This is a genomic window from Streptomyces sp. NPDC002467 (assembly GCF_042889825.1).
In the GTDB taxonomy this organism is placed as follows: Bacteria; Actinomycetota; Actinomycetes; order Streptomycetales; family Streptomycetaceae; genus Streptomyces.
In genome coordinates, this window is record NZ_JBIARJ010000001.1 from 438,434 (window position 1) to 456,251 (window position 17,818).

The 17,818-nt window shown below is 69.4% G+C and carries 15 protein-coding genes and 2 tRNA genes; 5 read left to right on the plus strand and 12 right to left on the minus strand.

Translation table 11 applies throughout. The features are described 5' to 3' along the window. Positions 1-13: 13 nt before the first annotated feature. A tRNA-Ala gene (locus tag ACFYYJ_RS02080) sits at positions 14-86 on the minus strand. A gap of 161 nt (positions 87-247) precedes the next feature. Here ACFYYJ_RS02080 and ACFYYJ_RS02085 point away from each other — a divergent pair. Both ACFYYJ_RS02085 and ACFYYJ_RS02090 read left to right on the plus strand, forming a co-directional pair. Next, complete coding sequence (locus ACFYYJ_RS02085; RefSeq protein WP_376657837.1) at positions 248-796, plus strand: helix-turn-helix domain-containing protein; 549 nt, start codon at positions 248-250, stop codon at positions 794-796. 52 nt (positions 797-848) lie between these two features. Continuing rightward, the gene (locus tag ACFYYJ_RS02090) at positions 849-2,297 is read left to right on the plus strand and encodes a protein kinase (protein WP_389127763.1); all 1,449 of its coding nucleotides are present in this window, start codon (positions 849-851) and stop codon (positions 2,295-2,297) included. On the opposite strand, the gene ACFYYJ_RS02095 is transcribed toward ACFYYJ_RS02090, so the two are convergent. The 11 genes from ACFYYJ_RS02095 to dnaA all read right to left on the minus strand — a co-directional run bounded on the left by ACFYYJ_RS02095 (position 2,284) and on the right by dnaA (position 16,903). Then, positions 2,284-3,603, minus strand: coding sequence for a hypothetical protein (locus tag ACFYYJ_RS02095; RefSeq protein ID WP_389127765.1), 1,320 nt, complete (start codon positions 3,601-3,603; stop codon positions 2,284-2,286). The two genes, ACFYYJ_RS02090 and ACFYYJ_RS02095, sit on opposite strands and share 14 nt — an antisense overlap. Positions 3,604-3,716: 113 nt before the next feature. Beyond that, positions 3,717-3,851, minus strand: a complete 135-nt coding sequence (locus ACFYYJ_RS02100) for a DLW-39 family protein (protein WP_208809277.1) — start codon at positions 3,849-3,851, stop codon at positions 3,717-3,719. Between the two features lie 146 nt (positions 3,852-3,997). Further along, a tRNA-Ile gene (locus tag ACFYYJ_RS02105) sits at positions 3,998-4,071 on the minus strand. 101 nt (positions 4,072-4,172) lie between these two features. Then, the gene (locus ACFYYJ_RS02110; protein ID WP_385365045.1) at positions 4,173-4,793 is read right to left on the minus strand and encodes a DUF3566 domain-containing protein; all 621 of its coding nucleotides are present in this window, start codon (positions 4,791-4,793) and stop codon (positions 4,173-4,175) included. 3 nt (positions 4,794-4,796) lie between these two features. Further along, complete coding sequence (gene gyrA / locus ACFYYJ_RS02115) at positions 4,797-7,412, minus strand: DNA gyrase subunit A (protein ID WP_385124700.1); 2,616 nt, start codon at positions 7,410-7,412, stop codon at positions 4,797-4,799. A 41-nt stretch (positions 7,413-7,453) separates the two neighbouring features. Next, the gene (gene gyrB, locus ACFYYJ_RS02120; RefSeq protein ID WP_385124738.1) at positions 7,454-9,475 is read right to left on the minus strand and encodes a DNA topoisomerase (ATP-hydrolyzing) subunit B; all 2,022 of its coding nucleotides are present in this window, start codon (positions 9,473-9,475) and stop codon (positions 7,454-7,456) included. A gap of 489 nt (positions 9,476-9,964) precedes the next feature. Further along, positions 9,965-10,531, minus strand: coding sequence for a DUF721 domain-containing protein (locus tag ACFYYJ_RS02125; protein ID WP_385365043.1), 567 nt, complete (start codon positions 10,529-10,531; stop codon positions 9,965-9,967). Further along, positions 10,528-11,664: a DNA replication/repair protein RecF gene (gene recF, locus ACFYYJ_RS02130; RefSeq protein ID WP_389127768.1), complete on the minus strand. Its 1,137-nt coding sequence runs from the start codon at positions 11,662-11,664 to the stop codon at positions 10,528-10,530. The genes ACFYYJ_RS02125 and recF overlap by 4 nt, the downstream gene beginning before the upstream one ends. A 56-nt stretch (positions 11,665-11,720) precedes the next feature. Next, positions 11,721-12,596, minus strand: coding sequence for a phosphogluconate dehydrogenase (NAD(+)-dependent, decarboxylating) (gnd, locus tag ACFYYJ_RS02135; protein ID WP_385124697.1), 876 nt, complete (start codon positions 12,594-12,596; stop codon positions 11,721-11,723). Positions 12,597-12,853: 257 nt separating this feature from the next. Continuing rightward, positions 12,854-13,984, minus strand: a complete 1,131-nt coding sequence (gene dnaN / locus ACFYYJ_RS02140; RefSeq protein ID WP_384580231.1) for a DNA polymerase III subunit beta — start codon at positions 13,982-13,984, stop codon at positions 12,854-12,856. Positions 13,985-14,848: 864 nt separating this feature from the next. Next, positions 14,849-16,903, minus strand: a complete 2,055-nt coding sequence (dnaA, locus tag ACFYYJ_RS02145) for a chromosomal replication initiator protein DnaA (protein ID WP_389127771.1) — start codon at positions 16,901-16,903, stop codon at positions 14,849-14,851. 102 nt (positions 16,904-17,005) lie between these two features. Here dnaA and rpmH point away from each other — a divergent pair, with 102 nt between their 5' ends. The 3 genes from rpmH to yidD are packed head-to-tail and all read left to right on the plus strand — an operon-like array spanning position 17,006 to position 17,817. Continuing rightward, entirely contained in the window at positions 17,006-17,143 is a 138-nt protein-coding gene (gene rpmH, locus ACFYYJ_RS02150; protein ID WP_018547628.1) for a 50S ribosomal protein L34, read from the plus strand. Positions 17,144-17,164: 21 nt separating this feature from the next. Beyond that, positions 17,165-17,539: a ribonuclease P protein component gene (rnpA, locus tag ACFYYJ_RS02155; protein WP_389127773.1), complete on the plus strand. Its 375-nt coding sequence runs from the start codon at positions 17,165-17,167 to the stop codon at positions 17,537-17,539. Then, positions 17,536-17,817 (plus strand): membrane protein insertion efficiency factor YidD, encoded by a 282-nt coding sequence (gene yidD / locus ACFYYJ_RS02160; protein WP_075970728.1) that lies wholly within the window; start codon positions 17,536-17,538, stop codon positions 17,815-17,817. Before rnpA ends, yidD begins: the two co-directional genes overlap by 4 nt. The last annotated feature ends 1 nt before the right edge of the window (position 17,818 follow it).

A 17,818-nucleotide genomic window follows, 5' to 3' on the forward strand; every position in this document is an offset into this window, starting at 1 on the left:
AGGTCTCTTGCTGTGGAGCCTAGGAGATTCGAACTCCTGACATCTGCCTTGCAAAGGCAGCGCTCTACCAACTGAGCTAAGGCCCCTCGGAACTGGACGCACCTGTCCCCCGAAAAAAAGGGGTCGTTCCGCAGAACAGAGTACCGGGTGTACCCCCTCATCTCGCAAAATGATAGGGACTCCCGCCCTGCGACCACTCTCCGTAAGATGCTCGCGAGGTTCGCACCAGCGAAGGGGAGTAGTAAGAGTGGACGCTGTTCAGCAAGAGGCCACGGCCAGAGCCAGAGAGCTTCAGCGCAGTTGGTACGGGGAGCCGCTGGGCGCGCTCTTCCGCCGACTCATAGATGACCTCGGCTTGAACCAGGCGCGTCTCGCTGCGGTGCTCGGACTGTCGGCACCCATGCTGTCCCAGCTGATGAGCGGCCAGCGCGCCAAGATCGGCAACCCTGCGGTCGTGCAGCGCGTCCAGGCGCTCCAGGATCTCGCCGGCCAGGTGGCCGACGGAAGCGTCAGCGCCGTGGAGGCCACCGACCGGATGGACGAGATCAAGAAGACCCAGGGGGGTTCCGTCCTCAGCAACAGCGGCCAGACGCCCACCAGTTCGGGCGCCCCCACCGTCAAGCGGGTCGTCCGCGAGATCCAGTCGCTGCTGCGTTCGGTCTCCGCGGCCGGCGACATCATCGACGCGGCGGACTCCCTCGCCCCCAGCCATCCGGAACTGGCAGAGTTCCTCCGGGTGTACGGAGCGGGCCGTACCGCCGACGCGGTCGCCCACTACGAGGCGCACCAGAACTGACGGCCGGACAGCCGGGCGGGCGGACAACGGGTGACGGGGGACGGGCGCAGCGATGGGTGAGATCTTCGCCGGCCGGTACGAGCTGATCGATCCGATCGGCCGCGGTGGCGCGGGCGCCGTGTGGCGGGCCTGGGACCACCGCCGTCGCCGGTACGTCGCCGCGAAGGTCCTGCTGCAGAGCGACGCGCACACCCTCCTGCGGTTCGTGCGGGAGCAGGCCCTGCGCATCGATCATCCGCACGTCCTCGCCCCGGCCAGTTGGGCGGCCGACGACGACAAGGTCCTGTTCACGATGGACCTGGTCGCCGGCGGCTCCCTCGCCCACGTGATCGGGGACTACGGGCCCCTGCCGCCGCGCTTCGTGTCCGCACTGCTCGACCAGCTCCTGTCGGGCCTGGCGGCGGTGCACGCGGAGGGTGTCGTGCACCGCGACATCAAACCGGCCAACATCCTGATGGAGGCCACCGGAACCGGGCGGCCGCACCTGCGGCTGTCCGACTTCGGCATCTCCATGCGCAAGGGCGAGCCGCGGCTCACCGAGACCGACTACGTCGTCGGCACGCCGGGCTACTTCGCCCCCGAACAACTCCTCGGCGCGGAGCCCGACTTCTCCGCCGACCTCTTCGCCGTCGGACTGGTCGGCCTGTACCTGTCGCAGGGCCGCAAACCCGACTCCCGGGCCCTGGTGGAGCACTTCCTCGCCCACGGGACGCCCGACGCACCCGAAGGCGTCCCGGCGCCGCTGTGGGAGGTCCTCGCCGCGCTGCTGCAGCCCGACCCCCAGAGCCGGTTCAGGACCGCCACGGGGGCCCGCAAGGCCCTTGCGGAGGCCGTGGAGCTCCTCCCGCCACCCGCCCCGGACGAGGATCCGGTGGAGGTCTTCGACCAACTCGGGCCGCTCCCGGCCGGTTTCGGCCCCGAAGGCCCGCACACCACCGCCGCGGTCACCCCCGAAACCCCGACCGTGGGCATCGTGGGCACGGCAACCCCACCGACCGCTCCCACCACGGCCCCCCTGGCCGGCTCGGGCGCCGGCACGACGGCCGCGACCCCACCGACCGCCACCGGCACGACGGCCGCGACCCCGCCGACCGCCTCCGGCTCCAACGCGGTAGCCGCGGACCCCGGTCCGACCGCCCCGGCCGACCCGCGCGGCCCGGCGACGCCCCCCAGTCCGGCGCCCGCGGCACCCGCCACCCCGTACCCGGCCGGCCCCGCACAGACGCCGGGTGCCGGGTTCGGGCCCGCGCCCGGGTCCCCGTACGAGTACGCGCCCACCGCACCGCAACTCCCCGCGCAGGCAACCCCGGACGGCCCCTCCCCGACGGGCGGCTTCCACCTCTCGCCACCCGCACGACCGGCACCCGCACCGGCCCACGCACCGGCTCCGCCGGCCCGACGGAACGGCATCGCCCCGCCGCCCCCGAAGGCCGTCGCCGCCCTGCTCGCCGCCGCGCTGCTCTGCTTCGCGGCCGGCGTCTGGGCCCTCACGCAGATGTAGTGCCGCGTCCCCGCCGCCCGAGCAGCACCCAGCCGCCCAGCACCAGCAGCAGCACCGTCCCGGTCCCGAACCCGGCCCCCGCCACCACCCGCATCACCGAGGCGTTGTCGGCGGCCTCCGCGGCCTCCGGGGCGGTCAGTCCCGCCTTGGCGGCTTCCCGGTCCCCGGCCCCGACCCCGAAGCCACCCGCGGCCGGTTCCTCCTTGTACGCGGGCGCCTTGCCCGGGGTCCCGGCGACGTCCAGGCGCAGCGTCAGCGGCACCGTCGTCCCGTCCGCGGTGAACTCGGCGGCCTTCGCGCCCATGGTGACCGCGACGTAGTACCAGCCGGCGATCGACGCGTGCTGCACGTCCTTGTCGTTGGAGAAGCGGTTCTCGTAGGCCACGGGCGGGGTCTTCCCCAGGATGACCCCGGCCTGCTTGCCGTCGTAGGAGGTGTCCTTCTCCGAGACCAGCCCCCGGAAAGGGCTGTACAGCGAGACGACGAGCCCGCCCGAGGCCGAGCCGGACGGCTTGGTCATCGTGGCCGCGGACAGTTCGGCTCCCAGGCCCAACTGCTGCCCCCAGTCCAGCGGCACCCGGTACCAGCGGGTCTGCCCCGCCCGCAGCTCGTCACGCCACACCCCGGCGCCCAGCGCCCGGGCGTCGTTGAAGCCGGTGCCGCCGCTGCGCCCCGAGGCCTCGGTGCCGGGCAGGGCCGCGGGCCCCGAGGGCCAGGCACCGGGTGCGGCCGTGGGGCCGCCGGGACCGCGGCCGGGCTCGCGCTGCACCCGCAGTTCGAGCGGCCACTCGCGCGGGTCGGAGTCCTTGGCCGAGGTGCGGGTGACCTTCACGTAGTAGACGCCGCCCTGCGCGCAGTCGAGGTCCTCCGCGCCCCACCGCACTCCGACGGCGCTGATCGGCACGGGGTCGTAGCCGAAGCCGGCGCGGCCCGAGGAGTCCGGGCAGGACCGTCCGGCGGTGGTCATGATCTCCACCTGGATGCCGTCGCCGTAGGAGACCTTGGCTCCGGCGGCGGGCCGCGCCACGGCGGAGACGTACACGTTCGACTGGTCCTGTTCGAGCACGAGCCGGTAGACGCGGTCCCCCGGGGCGATCCTGTCCGTGTAGGTGCTCCCGGCCTGCAGCTGCGGGGCGTCGGCCGTGGAGGGCCTGCCCTCCACGGGCTTCGCGCCGTCGGCGGGGCGGTAGGCCGGCAGCGGCTGGGGCGCCGGGGCCGCGAGGGCCACCGCCGGCAGGGCCGTCGCCACCGTCAGACCCAGGGCCGCCGCCACCGTCGTCGTCCGCACCCGACCCACCACGTCCACCCCGATTTTGCTAGCGCAAGCGAAATCTTTGCATAACGTAAGTTTTCGTCACAGAACAGCACAAAGCCCCGGCCGCAGCGGCAGCCGGGGCTTCATGGGATCAGCCTTCGGTCTCACACACCGGAACCAGAGGGCACGGAGTCGGTTGCCTCCGTCCACAGGTCCTGCTCGGCGCGGTCCGCCTGGATCTGGCGGTACACGAGGAGCCCGCCGATGGCGGCCAGTGCGACCAGGAGCAGCTTCTTCACCGCGCGACCTCGTCTTTCGTTGACGTAGGGGACTTCCTGACGCCCAACAATACACACGGACCGATACCGTTCGGTGACCTGCCGGCCCACCAATCGGCCCAACGAAGAAGACCCCCAGGCCTTGGGCCTGGGGGTCTTCGACACTGTGGGGCTAACAGGATTTGAACCTGTGGCCTCATCCTTATCAGGGATGCGCTCTAACCAACTGAGCTATAGCCCCATCCGCCTTCGCTGCGCTTACCGCGCCGCGCGCTGACTCCTGAAGATTAGCGCACAGACGCGGTAGCTCCAAAATCGGTTCTCACGCAGCGTCTGCGCAGGTCACTCGTCCTCGGCGAGCGTCAGCTCCACACCGCCGACGAAGCCCGCCGACAGGTTGTAGATGAACGCGCCGAGCGTCGCCAGCGCCGTGGCCAGCACGACGTCGATGACCGCGATCACCGACGTGAAGATCAGAACGCGCGGAAGCGACAGGAACGACTGGAGGTCGAATCCGTTGCTCTCGTTGGAACCGGTCGCCTCGCTGATCGTGCCGCCGACGGTCGAGAAGACGCCCATCGCGTCCATGACCATCCACAGCACCACCGCGGCCACGATCGTGCAGATGCCCAGCGCGATCGACAGCAGGAAACTGACCTTCATCACCGACCACGGGTCGGCCTTGGCCACCCGCAGCCGCGCCTTGCGCGTCCTGGGGGCCGTACGGACCCCCGTGCGCGGCTTGCGCTGCGCGGAGGTGCCCTCGCCGGTCCGCGGCGAGCCGGGGCCCTGGGGGGCCGTGTACGCCTGCGGCGGCTGGTACGGCGGCTGCGCGGGACCCGCGCCGGCGGCCGGCTTCGGTTCTCGGGTGTCCGTCACGGTTCCCCCCTGGGAGTCCGCGGCGGGGCCACGGGCACCGTTCGCTCCAGTCTTGGCCGGTCCGGCGCCCGTGGCTCCACTCACGACTTACTCCTCGTGCTCCCCGACCGAAGGCTGCGTGCCTTCGGCGGCCTCGGCGGCCTGTCCTTCGGCCACGTCGGTCCCAGTGTCGTCGGTCTCGATCTCGTCCGCCTCGTCGGCCTCCTGGCCCGCTTCGGCGTTACGAGCGATGCCCACCACGGCATCCTTCTTGCCCAGGTTGATCAGCTGGACGCCCATCGTGTCACGGCCGGTCTCCCTGACTTCGTTGACGCGCGTACGAATCACACCACCGCTGAGGGTGATTGCGAGGATTTCGTCGCTTTCGTCCACCACGAGCGCGCCCACGAGGGACCCGCGGTCCTCCACGATCTTCGCGGCCTTGATGCCCAGACCGCCGCGACCCTGGACGCGGTACTCGTCGACCGGCGTCCGCTTGGCGTAGCCGCCGTCGGTCGCGGTGAAGACGAACGTACCGGGCCGGACCACGCTCATGGAGAGCAGTTCGTCACCCTCGCGGAAACTCATGCCCTTCACGCCCGACGTCGCACGGCCCATCGGACGCAGCGCGTCGTCGGTCGCCGTGAAGCGGATCGACTGCGCCTTCTTGCTGATCAGCAGCAGATCGTCCTCGGCCGACACCAGCTCCGCGCCGATCAGCTCGTCATCGCTGCCGTCCTCCGTCTCCCGGAGGTTGATCGCGATCACACCACCCGAACGGGGCGAGTCGTAGTCCTTGAGCGCCGTCTTCTTCACCAGGCCGCCCTTGGTGGCCAGGATCAGGTAGGGCGCCGCCTCGTAGTCGCGGATCGCGAGGATCTGCGCGATCTTCTCGTCCGGCTGGAAGGCCAGCAGGTTCGCCACGTGCTGCCCGCGCGCGTCACGGCCGGCGTCCGGGAGCTCGTACGCCTTGGACCGGTAGACCCGGCCCTTGTTCGTGAAGAACAGCAGCCAGTGGTGGGTCGTGGAGACGAAGAAGTGGTCGACCAGGTCGTCCTGCTTCAGCTTCGTGCCGCGCACGCCCTTGCCGCCGCGCTTCTGCGAGCGGTAGTCCTCGGTCTTGGTCCGCTTGACGTAACCGCCGTGCGTGATCGTGACGACGATGTCCTCCTCGGCGATCAGGTCCTCGATGGACATGTCACCGTCGAAGGGCACCAGCTTGGACCGCCGGTCGTCGCCGAACTTCTCGACGATCGCCGCCAGTTCCTCGCTCACGATCGAACGCTGGCGCTCCTCCGAGGCCAGGATCGCGTTGTACTCGTTGATCTTGGCCTGGAGCTCGTCGTGCTCCGCGACGATCTTCTGCCGCTCCAGGGCGGCGAGGCGGCGCAGCTGCATCTCCAGGATCGCGTTCGCCTGGATGTCGTCGATCTCCAGCAGGCCCATCAGGCCCTCGCGCGCGATCTCGACCGTGTTGCTGCGCCGGATCAGCGCGATGACCTCGTCGATCGCGTCCAGCGCCTTCAGCAGACCGCGCAGGATGTGCGCGCGCTCCTCCGCCTTGCGCAGGCGGAAGCGCGTACGACGGACGATGACCTCGATCTGGTGCTGCACCCAGTGCCGGATGAACGCGTCGATCGACAGCGTGCGCGGCACACCGTCCACCAGCGCCAGCATGTTCGCGCCGAAGTTCGTCTGCAGGTCGGTGTGCTTGTACAGGTTGTTCAGCACGACCTTCGCCACGGCATCGCGCTTGAGCACGATCACCAGGCGCTGACCCGTGCGCGACGAGGTCTCGTCACGGACGTCGGCGATGCCGCCGATCTTCCCGTCCTTCACCAGGTCGGCGATCTTCTGCGCCAGGTTGTCCGGGTTGGTCTGGTACGGAAGCTCCGTCACCACCAGGCACTGGCGGTTCTGGATCTCCTCGACCGCCACCACCGCGCGCATCGTGATGGAGCCGCGACCGGTCCGGTACGCCTCCTCGATGCCCTTGCGGCCCACGACCAGCGCACCGGTCGGGAAGTCCGGGCCCTTGATCCGCTCGATGAGCGCGTCCTGCAGCTCCTCGTGCGAGGCCTCCGGGTGCTCCAGCGCCCACTGGGCACCGGCCGCGACCTCGCGCAGGTTGTGCGGCGGAATGTTCGTCGCCATACCCACGGCGATACCGGCGGAGCCGTTCACCAGCAGGTTCGGGAAGCGCGCCGGCAGGACCGTCGGCTCCTGGTTGCGGCCGTCGTAGTTGTCCTGGAAGTCGACGGTCTCCTCGTCGATGTCCCGGAGCATCTCCATGGCCAGCGGCATCAGCTTGCACTCGGTGTAGCGCATCGCGGCCGCCGGGTCGTTGCCCGGGGAGCCGAAGTTGCCGTTGGAGTCCACCAGCGGCATCCGCATCGACCACGGCTGGGCCAGACGGACCAGGGCGTCGTAGATCGAGGAGTCACCGTGCGGGTGGTACGTGCCCATGACGTCACCGACGACGCGGGCGCACTTGTAGAAGCCCTTCTCGGGCCGGTAGCCGCCGTCGTACATCGCGTACAGCACACGACGGTGGACGGGCTTGAGGCCGTCCCGCACGTCGGGGAGCGCACGCGAGACGATGACGGACATCGCGTAGTCGAGGTAGGAGCGCTGCATCTCCGTCTCGAGCCCGACGGGCTCGATCCGCATCTGCGGCTGCTCCTCTTCGGTGTTCTCGGCGGTGGGAGTGTTTTCGTCGGCCATCGCTGGTCAAAGATCCTTTCAGGCGGTCAGCAGAGACCGACTCAGATGTCGAGGAAGCGGACGTCCTTGGCGTTGCGCTGGATGAAGGAGCGTCGCGCCTCGACGTCCTCACCCATCAGCACCGAGAACAGGTCGTCGGCCTGCGCCGCGTCGTCCAGCGTGACCTGGCCGAGCACGCGGTGGTCCACGTCCATGGTGGTGACGCGCAGCTCCTCGGCGTTCATCTCGCCCAGACCCTTGAAGCGCTGGATCGAGTCTTCCTTGATCCGCTTGCCGTTCTGCTTGCCGAGCTCCACCAGCGCGTCGCGCTCACGGTCCGAGTACGCGTACTCGAAGTCGTCACGGCCCCACTTGATCTTGTACAGCGGCGGGCGGGACAGGTACACGTGACCCGCCTCGACCAGCGGCCGCATGAAGCGGAACAGGAACGTCAGCAGCAGGGTGTTGATGTGCTGGCCGTCGACGTCGGCGTCCGCCATCAGGATGATCTTGTGATAGCGGAGCTTCTCGATGTCGAAGTCCTCGTGCACACCCGTGCCGAAGGCACTGATCAGCGCCTGGACCTCGGTGTTCTGGAGGATCTTGTCGATGCGCGCCTTCTCGACGTTCAGGATCTTGCCGCGGATCGGCAGGATGGCCTGGTACATCGGATTGCGGCCCGACTTCGCGGAGCCGCCGGCGGAGTCACCCTCGACGATGAAGATCTCGCACTTGGTCGGATCGTTCGACTGGCAGTCCGACAGCTTGCCCGGCAGCGACGCCGACTCCAGCAGACCCTTGCGGCGCGTCAGGTCGCGCGCCTTGCGGGCCGCGACGCGGGCCGTGGCCGCCTGGATCGACTTGCGGATGATGTCCGCCGCCTCGACCGGGTTCCGGTCGAACCAGTCGTTCAGGTGCTCGTGGACGACCTTCTGCACGAAGGTCTTCGCCTCCGTGTTGCCCAGCTTGGTCTTCGTCTGGCCCTCGAACTGGGGCTCGCCCAGCTTCACCGAGATGATCGCCGTCAGACCCTCGCGGATGTCCTCACCGGCGAGGTTGTCGTCCTTCTCGCGCAGCAGCTTCTTGTCACGCGCGTAGCGGTTGACCAGACCCGTCAGCGCCGCACGGAAGCCCTCCTCGTGCGTACCGCCCTCATGCGTGTGGATCGTGTTCGCGAAGGAGTACACACCCTCCGTGTACTGCGAGTTCCACTGCATCGCGATCTCGACCGAGAGCATCCGCTCCTTGTCCTCGGCCTCGACGTCGATGACCGTCGGGTGGATCAGCTCGCCCTTGCGCGAGTTCAGGTACTTCACGAAGTCGACGATGCCGCCCTCGTAGTAGTACTTGACCGTGCGCGCCTTGGGCTCGGCCGTGTCCGCGTCCGGGTCGTCGGCGCCCGCGGTCGCCTTCGCCGACTCCCGCTCGTCGGTCAGCGTCAGGGTCAGGCCCTTGTTGAGGAAGGCCATCTCCTGGAAGCGCCGCGACAGCGTCTCGAAGGAGTACTCGGTGGTCTCGAAGATGTCGCCGTCGGCCCAGAACGTCACCGACGTACCGTGCTCGTCGGTCTCCTCGTGCTTGGCCAGCGGCGCCGTCGGGACGCCCAGCTTGTAGTCCTGGGTCCAGCGGTGACCGTCCGTCTTGACCTCGACCGCGACCTTGGTCGACAGCGCGTTCACGACGGACACACCGACACCGTGCAGACCGCCGGAGACGGCGTAACCGCCGCCACCGAACTTGCCGCCCGCGTGCAGGACGGTCAGGACGACCTCGACGGCCGGCTTGCCCTCGGACGGAACGATGCCCACCGGGATACCGCGACCGTTGTCGACCACGCGCACCCCGCCGTCGGCGAGGATCGTCACGTCGATGGTGTCCGCGTGCCCGGCCAGCGCCTCGTCGACCGAGTTGTCGACGACCTCGTAGACGAGGTGGTGCAGACCACGCTCACCCGTCGAGCCGATGTACATACCCGGCCGCTTGCGGACCGCGTCCAGGCCCTCGAGGACCTGGATCGCACTGGCGTCGTAATTCTTCTCGTTGGAGTCGCCGGAATCGGCCACGAAGCGCCCTCTCTGGCACAGCGCAGCCCGTACTCCGGACCAGCGTGTGCGCCGGAGGAGCGGCCGCGTCGATCTGCGTTGTCTGCGTGATTCCCGCGAGCGGGCGGGATTCTTCTCCAGTCTACCGGTACCACGGACATGAATGGGGGTTTGCCGGTACCTGAGTCCGCATGTGCCGCCCTGAACCGCCACTCTCCGACTCCCCATATCCGGGAAGGGGCTCAAAGAGGCTCACACGGGCATCCAGCGCTTCGGCCTGTCAACCTCCCACTACCGTGAGGGACACCACCCGCACCACGCACCCGATCCGGCCCCATCAAGGCGTAAACCCGACCCCAACCGCGCGCAAAACCGGCCCCGACCGGGGACACGTCCAGCCCCGCCGGGGACACATCCAGCACCGACCGGGGACACATCCAGCCCCGCAGGCGTTTGAGGCGCGGGGACCGGGGCCGAGCCCCGGGTCCCGGCGAAGCCGGGCTCACCCCACCCGGGCCCAGCCGCCGGGGGCTACCCGTACGTGTCCCCGGGGCCGGTACTCCCCGGCGCCCGCCACGGCCCGTGCCGCTTGGGCCGCCCCCCGGGCCCCCGCACGAGAAGCACCCGCACCGTCCCCTGCCCCAGATCCGCGTTCAGCCGCGCGACCAGCTGCGGCGCCAGCAGCTTCAGCTGCGCCGCCCACGCCGAGGAATCACACCGCACGACAAGCTCACGGTCCTCGTACCGCTCCGGTTCACAGTGCGCCGCGATCTCCGGACCGACGATCTCCGGCCAGCGCTCCATCACGCCCGCCACCGCCATCGGCATCTCCCACCCGCGCTCCGTGCGCAGCCGGTCCAGCGCCGCCATCAACGGCATCGGATCCCGGCCGTCCGCCCGCGCCCCCGAACGCAGCCCCGGACCGTGCTGCCGCTTCTTCCCGCCCGCCGCGTTCCCCCGGGCCCGCGCCTGCTCCCGCGCCGCCGCCAACGCCTGCCGCGCCAGGTCCACCCCGGAGGGCTCCGCCGCCCGACGGGGCTCCGAAGCCCGCTCGCCGTCCGAACCGCCCGTACCACTCGTACCGCGCGCACCGCTCACAGCCGGGTCACCTCACCGCCGGACACCCCGAACCGCGCCCCCACCAGCACACCCGGAACGTCATCGTCCACGGCCGCGGTCACCAGCACCTGCTCGCCCCCGGCCACCAGCTCCGCCAGCCGCTCCCGACGCCGCGCGTCCAGCTCCGCGAACACGTCGTCCAGGATCAACACCGGCTCCGCACCCTCGGAACGCAGCAGCTCGTAGGAGGCCAGCCGCAGCGCCAGCGCGTACGACCACGACTCCCCGTGACTCGCGTACCCCTTCGCCGGCAGCTCCTTCAGCCGCAGCACCAGATCGTCCCGGTGCGGCCCCACCAGGGTCACCCCGCGCTCGATCTCCTGCTTGCGCACCTCGCCCAGCGCAGCCAGCAGCACCTCGTAGATCGCCTCACGGGTCCGCGCCGCACCACTGTCCACCGCCTCGCCCGCCGAGGACTTGTACGCCAACCCCAGCGGACCACCGCCGGGCGCCAGCTGCTCGTACGCCTTGTCCGCCAGCGGCAGCAGCGTCCCGATCAGATCCATCCGCTGCGCCAACAGCTCCGCACCCGCCCGCGCCAGGTGCTGGTCCCACACGTCGAGGGTCGACAGGTCCATCGACCGGCCCCCGTGCCGACGCGCCATCGCCGCCGACTTCAGCAGCGTGTTGCGCTGCTTGAGCACCCGCTCGTAGTCCGAACGCACACCCGCCATCCGCGGCGAGCGCGCCGTGACGAGGTCGTCCAGGAACCGACGGCGCTCCCCCGGATCGCCCTTCACCAGCGCCAGGTCCTCCGGCGCGAACAGCACCGTCCGTACGATCCCCAGCACGTCCCGCGGCCTGACCTGCGAGGACCGGTTGATCCGGGCCCGGTTCGCCCGCCCCGGATTCAGCTCCAGCTCCACCAGCTGCTGCCGCTCGCCCTGGATGACGGCGGCACGGACGATCGCCCGGTCCGCCCCCATCCGCACGAGCGGGGCGTCCGAGGCGACCCGGTGACTGCCCAGCGTCGCCAGATAGCCGATCGCCTCGACCAGGTTCGTCTTGCCCTGGCCGTTGGGACCCACGAAAGCCGTGACGCCCGGGTCGAGGGGAACCTCGGCCCGGGCGTACGAGCGGAAGTCGGCCAACGAGAGATGCGAAACATGCATACGGCGCCGACCTCCCCCGGCTTCCTGCTGCTCTGCTCTGTGGTGCTGTGGTGGAGCTACTTCTTCTCGACCGCGTGGCCGCCGAACTGGTTGCGCAGCGCGGCGATCATCTTCATCTGCGGGGAGTCGTCCTGACGCGACGCGAACCGCGCGAACAGCGAGGCCGTGATCGCGGGCAGCGGCACGGCGTTGTCGATCGCCGCCTCCACCGTCCAGCGTCCCTCGCCCGAGTCCTGCGCGAAGCCCTTGAGCCGCTCCAGGTGCTCGTCCTCGTCGAGGGCGTTCACGGCCAGGTCCAGCAGCCAGGAACGGATGACCGTGCCCTCCTGCCAGGAACGGAAGACCTCGCGGACGTCGGTGACCGAGTCCACCTTCTCCAGCAGCTCCCAGCCCTCGGCGTAGGCCTGCATCATGGCGTACTCGATGCCGTTGTGGACCATCTTCGCGAAGTGGCCCGCACCCACCTTGCCGGCGTGTACGGCGCCGAAGTCGCCCTCCGGCTTGAGGGCGTCGAACACCGGCTGGACCCGCGCGACGTGGTCCTTCTCGCCGCCGTACATCAGCGCGTAGCCGTTCTCCAGGCCCCAGACACCGCCGGAGACACCGCAGTCGACGAAGCCGATGCCCTTGGCCGCCAGCTCCTTGGCGTGCTTCTCGTCGTCGGTCCAACGGGAGTTGCCGCCGTCGACCACGATGTCGCCGATCGAGAGCAGCTCCGCGAGCTCGTCGATCGTGGACTGCGTCGCCGCGCCTGCCGGAACCATCACCCACACGACGCGGGGGGCCGGCAGGCTGTCCACAAGTTCCCGCAGGCTGTGGACATCGGCGAGGTCCGGGTTGCGGTCGTATCCGATGACGGTGTGGCCTGCGCGGCGGATGCGCTCGCGCATGTTGCCGCCCATCTTGCCGAGACCGACGAGACCAAGCTCCATCAGGTGGTTCCTTAAGCGTTGTGGCCGTCTGTGCCGGGGCACCCCGACCGTGTTCTCACGAACGCGCGGGCCGCCCACCGGATCCGAGCCTACGCCGGGGCGTGCCACCCGGCCCCACGGGCGCTCCCGGGTGGACGAACCGGCTCCGGCGGGCTCCGTACGAGGTCAGGCCCCGGCCCGGCCGTGGGGCGCGTACGGGGGCGGACGCCGTCGGGCCCGGCCCCGCGGCATGCGAGACCGGGCCCGACGTGAGCGCGTCAGCCGGACAGACGCACCGGCATGATCAGGTACTTGTAGGCCTCGTCCGCCTCCGCGTCGACCGCCGGGCGGCCGCTGAGCAGCGCCGGCTTGGTGGACGTGGTGAAGCTCAGCTGCGCGGCCGGCGAGTCGATCGCGCTCAGACCGTCCAGCAGGAAGGTCGGGTTGAAGGCGATCGAGATGTCGTCGCCCTCCAGGGTGGCGTCGACGCGCTCCACAGCCTGTGCGTCGTCGCTGGAACCGGCTTCCAGGATCAGCACGCCCTGCTCGAAGCTCAGGCGGACCGGGGTGTTGCGCTCGGCGACCAGGGCCACGCGCTTGACGGCCTCGACGAACGGGGCGGTCTCGATCACGGCGATGGAGTTGAACTCCGTCGGGAACAGCGTGCGGTACTTCGGCAGGTCGCCTTCGAGGAGACGGGTGGTGGTGCGGCGGCCCGCGCCCTCGAAACCGATGAGGCCCTCGCCCGCGCCAGAGCCGGAGAGCGCCAGGGTGACCGTGTCACCGCTGGTCAGCGACTTGGCGGTGTCGAGGAGCGTCTTCGCGGGCACCAGGGCCACGGCGGAGGCGTCCGGGTTCTCCGGCTTCCACAGGAACTCGCGGACCGCGAAGCGGTAACGGTCGGTCGAGGCCAGGGTGACGCGGTCGCCCTCGATCTCGATGCGGACACCGGTCAGCACGGGCAGCGTGTCGTCACGGCCGGCGGCGATGGCGACCTGCGCGGCGGCGGAGGCGAAGACCTCGCCGGGCACGGTGCCGGTCGCGGTCGGCATCTGCGGCAGCGCCGGGTACTCCTCCACAGGCAGGGTGTGGAGTGTGAATCGGGAGGAGCCGCAGACCACGGTCGCCCGTACACCGTCTGTGGAAATCTCCACGGGCCGGTTGGGGAGGGCGCGGCAGATGTCGGCGAGCAGCCGGCCGGAGACGAGGACGGTGCCGTCCTCCTCCACGTCCGCCTCGACGGAGACACGGGCCGAGACCTCGTAGTCGAAGCCGGAGAGGGACAGAGTGCCCTCCTCGGCCTTCAGCAGCAGGCCCGCGAGAACGGGCACCGGCGGCCGGGCCGGGAGGCTGCGTGCGGCCCAGGCCACTGCCTCCGCGAGTACGTCGCGCTCCACCCGGATCTTCACCGGAACCGCCTCCTGCTGTTGCTCGCTCGTCTGCCGGCCTTCGTCGTCGGCCCGTCGATGCCTCGACCGATGCCGGGGACCAGTCTGACGTACGGCGCCGACAGTCGTTGCTGCCGGCGGTCAAGTCGGGAGCGAGGTGTCGGGGAGGGCTGCCCACCGAGTTGTGCACAGGACCTGCTTGAAAACCGAAACCGGCCTAACTCTCTATGGGGGTAGTAGTAGGGCCTGTGGAAACGGTGGAAAACCTCGTTCGCGCAGGTCAACCCCAGTTTTTTATCCCCACAGCCTGTGGGTGGCACCGGTGGACAACACGGTGTCTCTGTGGAGAACGAAAACTTCTGCACAGGCTGTCCCCAGGGACCCCCGACTACTCCACAGGTGTGTCCCCAGCTTTCCCCCGGTACTCCACAAGCCAAACGTCCACATCCGTGTGACGGCTTTCACTCCGGGTGGTGAGAGGGGGTGGCGCGTTGCCGAACAGTGGACAACGGTGTGGAGAAGACATCGGATCCTGTGCACAGGATCCGCGAACCTGTGGGCCACCGGTGGACAACGTGGTGGACAGTCCTGTGGACGAAAATCTTGTCCACAGCCTGTGGATGGCGCTTGCGCACAATTCCACAGGGCTCTGACCTGCCCTGATGGGGCCTCAACCTGCACCCCTGTGGACAGATTGTGGGCGATGGAGGGCATCCCCAGGGTGTGGACGGAAGAAAGTCGCCGAATCTGTGGATGAGTTGGCTTCCAGGGGGCGTATTCGAACAGACCAGGAGCGCACGGACGAAGAAAGGCGCCCCCGTTGTGGTCCGGGAGCGCCCTCTCGATGGGTTTGAAGAGCCCCATGAAGCCCTCTGAGGCCCCGGCTCAGCCGTTCTTGATGCGGTTGGTGAGCTCGGTGACCTGGTTGTAGATGGAGCGCCGCTCCGCCATAAGAGCCCGGATCTTGCGGTCCGCGTGCATGACGGTCGTGTGGTCCCGGCCGCCGAACTGTGCCCCGATCTTCGGCAGCGACAGGTCCGTCAGCTCCCGGCACAGGTACATGGCGATCTGGCGGGCCGTGACCAGCACCCGGCTGCGCGAGGAGCCGCACAGGTCGTCCACGGTCAGCCCGAAGTAGTCCGCGGTGGCCGCCATGATGTCGCCGGCGGTGATCTCGGGCGCGCTGTCCTCGCCGCCCGGGATCAGGTTCTTCAGCACGTCCTCCGTCAGACCCAGGTCGACGGGCTGCCGGTTCAGGCTCGCGAAGGCCGTGACCCGGATCAGCGCCCCCTCCAGCTCACGGATGTTGCGCGAGATCCGGGAGGCGATGAACTCCAGTACCTCCGGCGGGGCGTTGAGCTGCTCCTGGACGGCCTTCTTGCGCAGGATCGCGATACGGGTCTCCAGCTCCGGCGGCTGGACGTCGGTGATCAGGCCCCACTCGAAGCGGTTGCGGAGCCGGTCCTCCAGGGTGACGAGCTGCTTGGGCGGCCGGTCGGAGGAGAGCACGATCTGCTTGTTGGCGTTGTGGAGCGTGTTGAAGGTGTGGAAGAACTCCTCCTGCGTCGACTCCTTGCTCGCGAGGAACTGGATGTCGTCGACGAGCAGGATGTCCATCTCGCGGTACCGCTTGCGGAAGGCGTCGCCCTTGCCGTCGCGGATGGAGTTGATGAACTCGTTGGTGAACTCCTCCGAGCTCACGTAGCGCACGCGGGTGCCCGGGTAGAGGCTGCGCGCGTAGTGCCCGATGGCGTGCAGCAGGTGCGTCTTGCCGAGTCCCGACTCCCCGTAGATGAAGAGGGGGTTGTACGCCTTCGCCGGCGCCTCGGCGACGGCCACCGCGGCGGCGTGCGCGAAGCGGTTGGAGGCACCGATGACGAAGGTGTCGAAGAGGTACTTGGGGTTCAGTCGGGCAGTCGGCTCCAGCGGGCCCGAGGTGGAGCCCCCGGACGGGGCGGGCGGCGGCGCGGGCCGGCCGGGCGCCTGGCGCGGGGCCGGCTGCTCGTACTGCTGGGGTTCGTACTTCGGCGGCTCGTACTGCTGCTGTTCGTACTTCGACTGCTCGTACTTCGACTGCTCGTACGGGGACTGCTCGTACTGCCCCTGCGGTTCGTAGGAGCCCTGGTCGTAGGCGGGCGGTTCGGGCTGCTGGAGGTAGCCCGGCTGCGGGGAGGCGTACGGGTCGCGCTCGGGGAAGCCGCCGAGGCGGGGCTGCTGCCAGCCGTAGTCGTCCTGCTGCCCGCCGCGGGGCCAGGCGCCGGGCTCGGGGCGCGGCTGCTGGTAGTCCGGGTAGGCGGGGCGGGCGGTGGGGAGCTGGTCGTCGCCGTTGCCGGGGCCGCCGGGGCGCCGGTCGCCGTAGGGCTCGTAGCCGCCGGGCGGGCCCGCGGGCGGGGCGGAGGGCGCGGGCTCGCCCGCGGAGTCGTCCACGGTGATGGCGATGCGGATGGGACGGCCGCACTCGCGGCTGAGCGCGTCGCTGATGAGCGGCGCGAGCCGGCCTTCGAGTACGCGCTTCCCCCATTCATTGGGGACGGCGAGCAGGGCCGTGTCGGCGACGAGTGCCAGCGGCTGGCATCGTTCGACCCACTGCTTGTCCTTGGGCTCGATGCCCGGCTGTCCCTCACCGAGGAGCTTTTCGAGCACCCTGGGCCACACTGCGGCAAGATCGGCAGGTACGTCAGCCACAGGGCACGCTCTCTCACAGGGGTCCCACGAATGTGTGGTTCTTTGGGACGGTCGGGACAAAAAAACCGGGATCAGGCAACGGTAGTCAGGCCTACGGGTACGGTTCAAGTCGTTGTCCACAGCCTGTGCACAGTGTGGGGCCTGGCCGGCTCGGTTTGACCGGATGGCGTAGCCGCGCGTACCGTAACGAGGTCGAGTTGTCGATGGCTGCTGCCGCCTGCCTACCGATGGGCGAAGATCACTGATTGTGATCATTTAGCGGTGCCACTCGGGCGAACACGCGAGTTTCTCCTCGTGGGCGCACGGTGACAGCCAGGCGATGTCCCGCCACAACGATTCATTCTCTGGAGCCCCCGAGTGAGCAAGCGCACCTTCCAGCCGAACAACCGCCGTCGTGCCAAGACCCACGGCTTCCGTCTCCGGATGCGTACCCGTGCCGGTCGCGCGATCCTGGCGAACCGTCGTAGCAAGGGCCGCGCCGCCCTTTCCGCGTAAATACGCGGAAGTCGTGACGTCGTGCTGTCTCCCGAGAATCGGCTGAGGCGGCGCGAGGACTTCGCGAGCGCGGTACGCCGAGGACGCCGGGCTGGTCGCCCGCTCCTTGTCGTCCACCTACGTACAAGCGGTGCAACGGACCCGCACGGGCCGGGGGAGAACGATCCCTCGACGCGTGCGGGTTTCGTCGTCAGCAAGGCTGTCGGCAACGCCGTCATACGTAACCGGGTGAAGCGGCGTCTGCGCCATCTGGTCCGGGAGCGGCTGTCTCAGCTGCCCGCCGGTAGCCTGGTGGTGGTACGAGCATTGCCCGGAGCGGGTGATGCCGGCCCTGACGAACTCGCCCGGGACCTGGATGCCGCTCTGGCGCGGCTTCTGGGAGGCGTGGCTCGATGAAGTACCCGCTGCTCGCTTTGATCAAGCTGTACCAGTGGACGATCAGTCCGCTGCTCGGGCCGGTGTGCCGCTACTACCCCTCGTGTTCGCACTACGGGTACACGGCCATCGACCGGCATGGTGCGGTGAAGGGGACGGTTCTGACCGCCTGGCGGATTCTGCGGTGCAATCCGTGGTCCCCGGGTGGTGTGGATCATGTCCCACCCCGTAAACGCCCGCGTTGGCACGAGCAGCTGCGCAGTGCGTTGCGTAGATCTCGCAATGCTCAAGGAGCCTGAT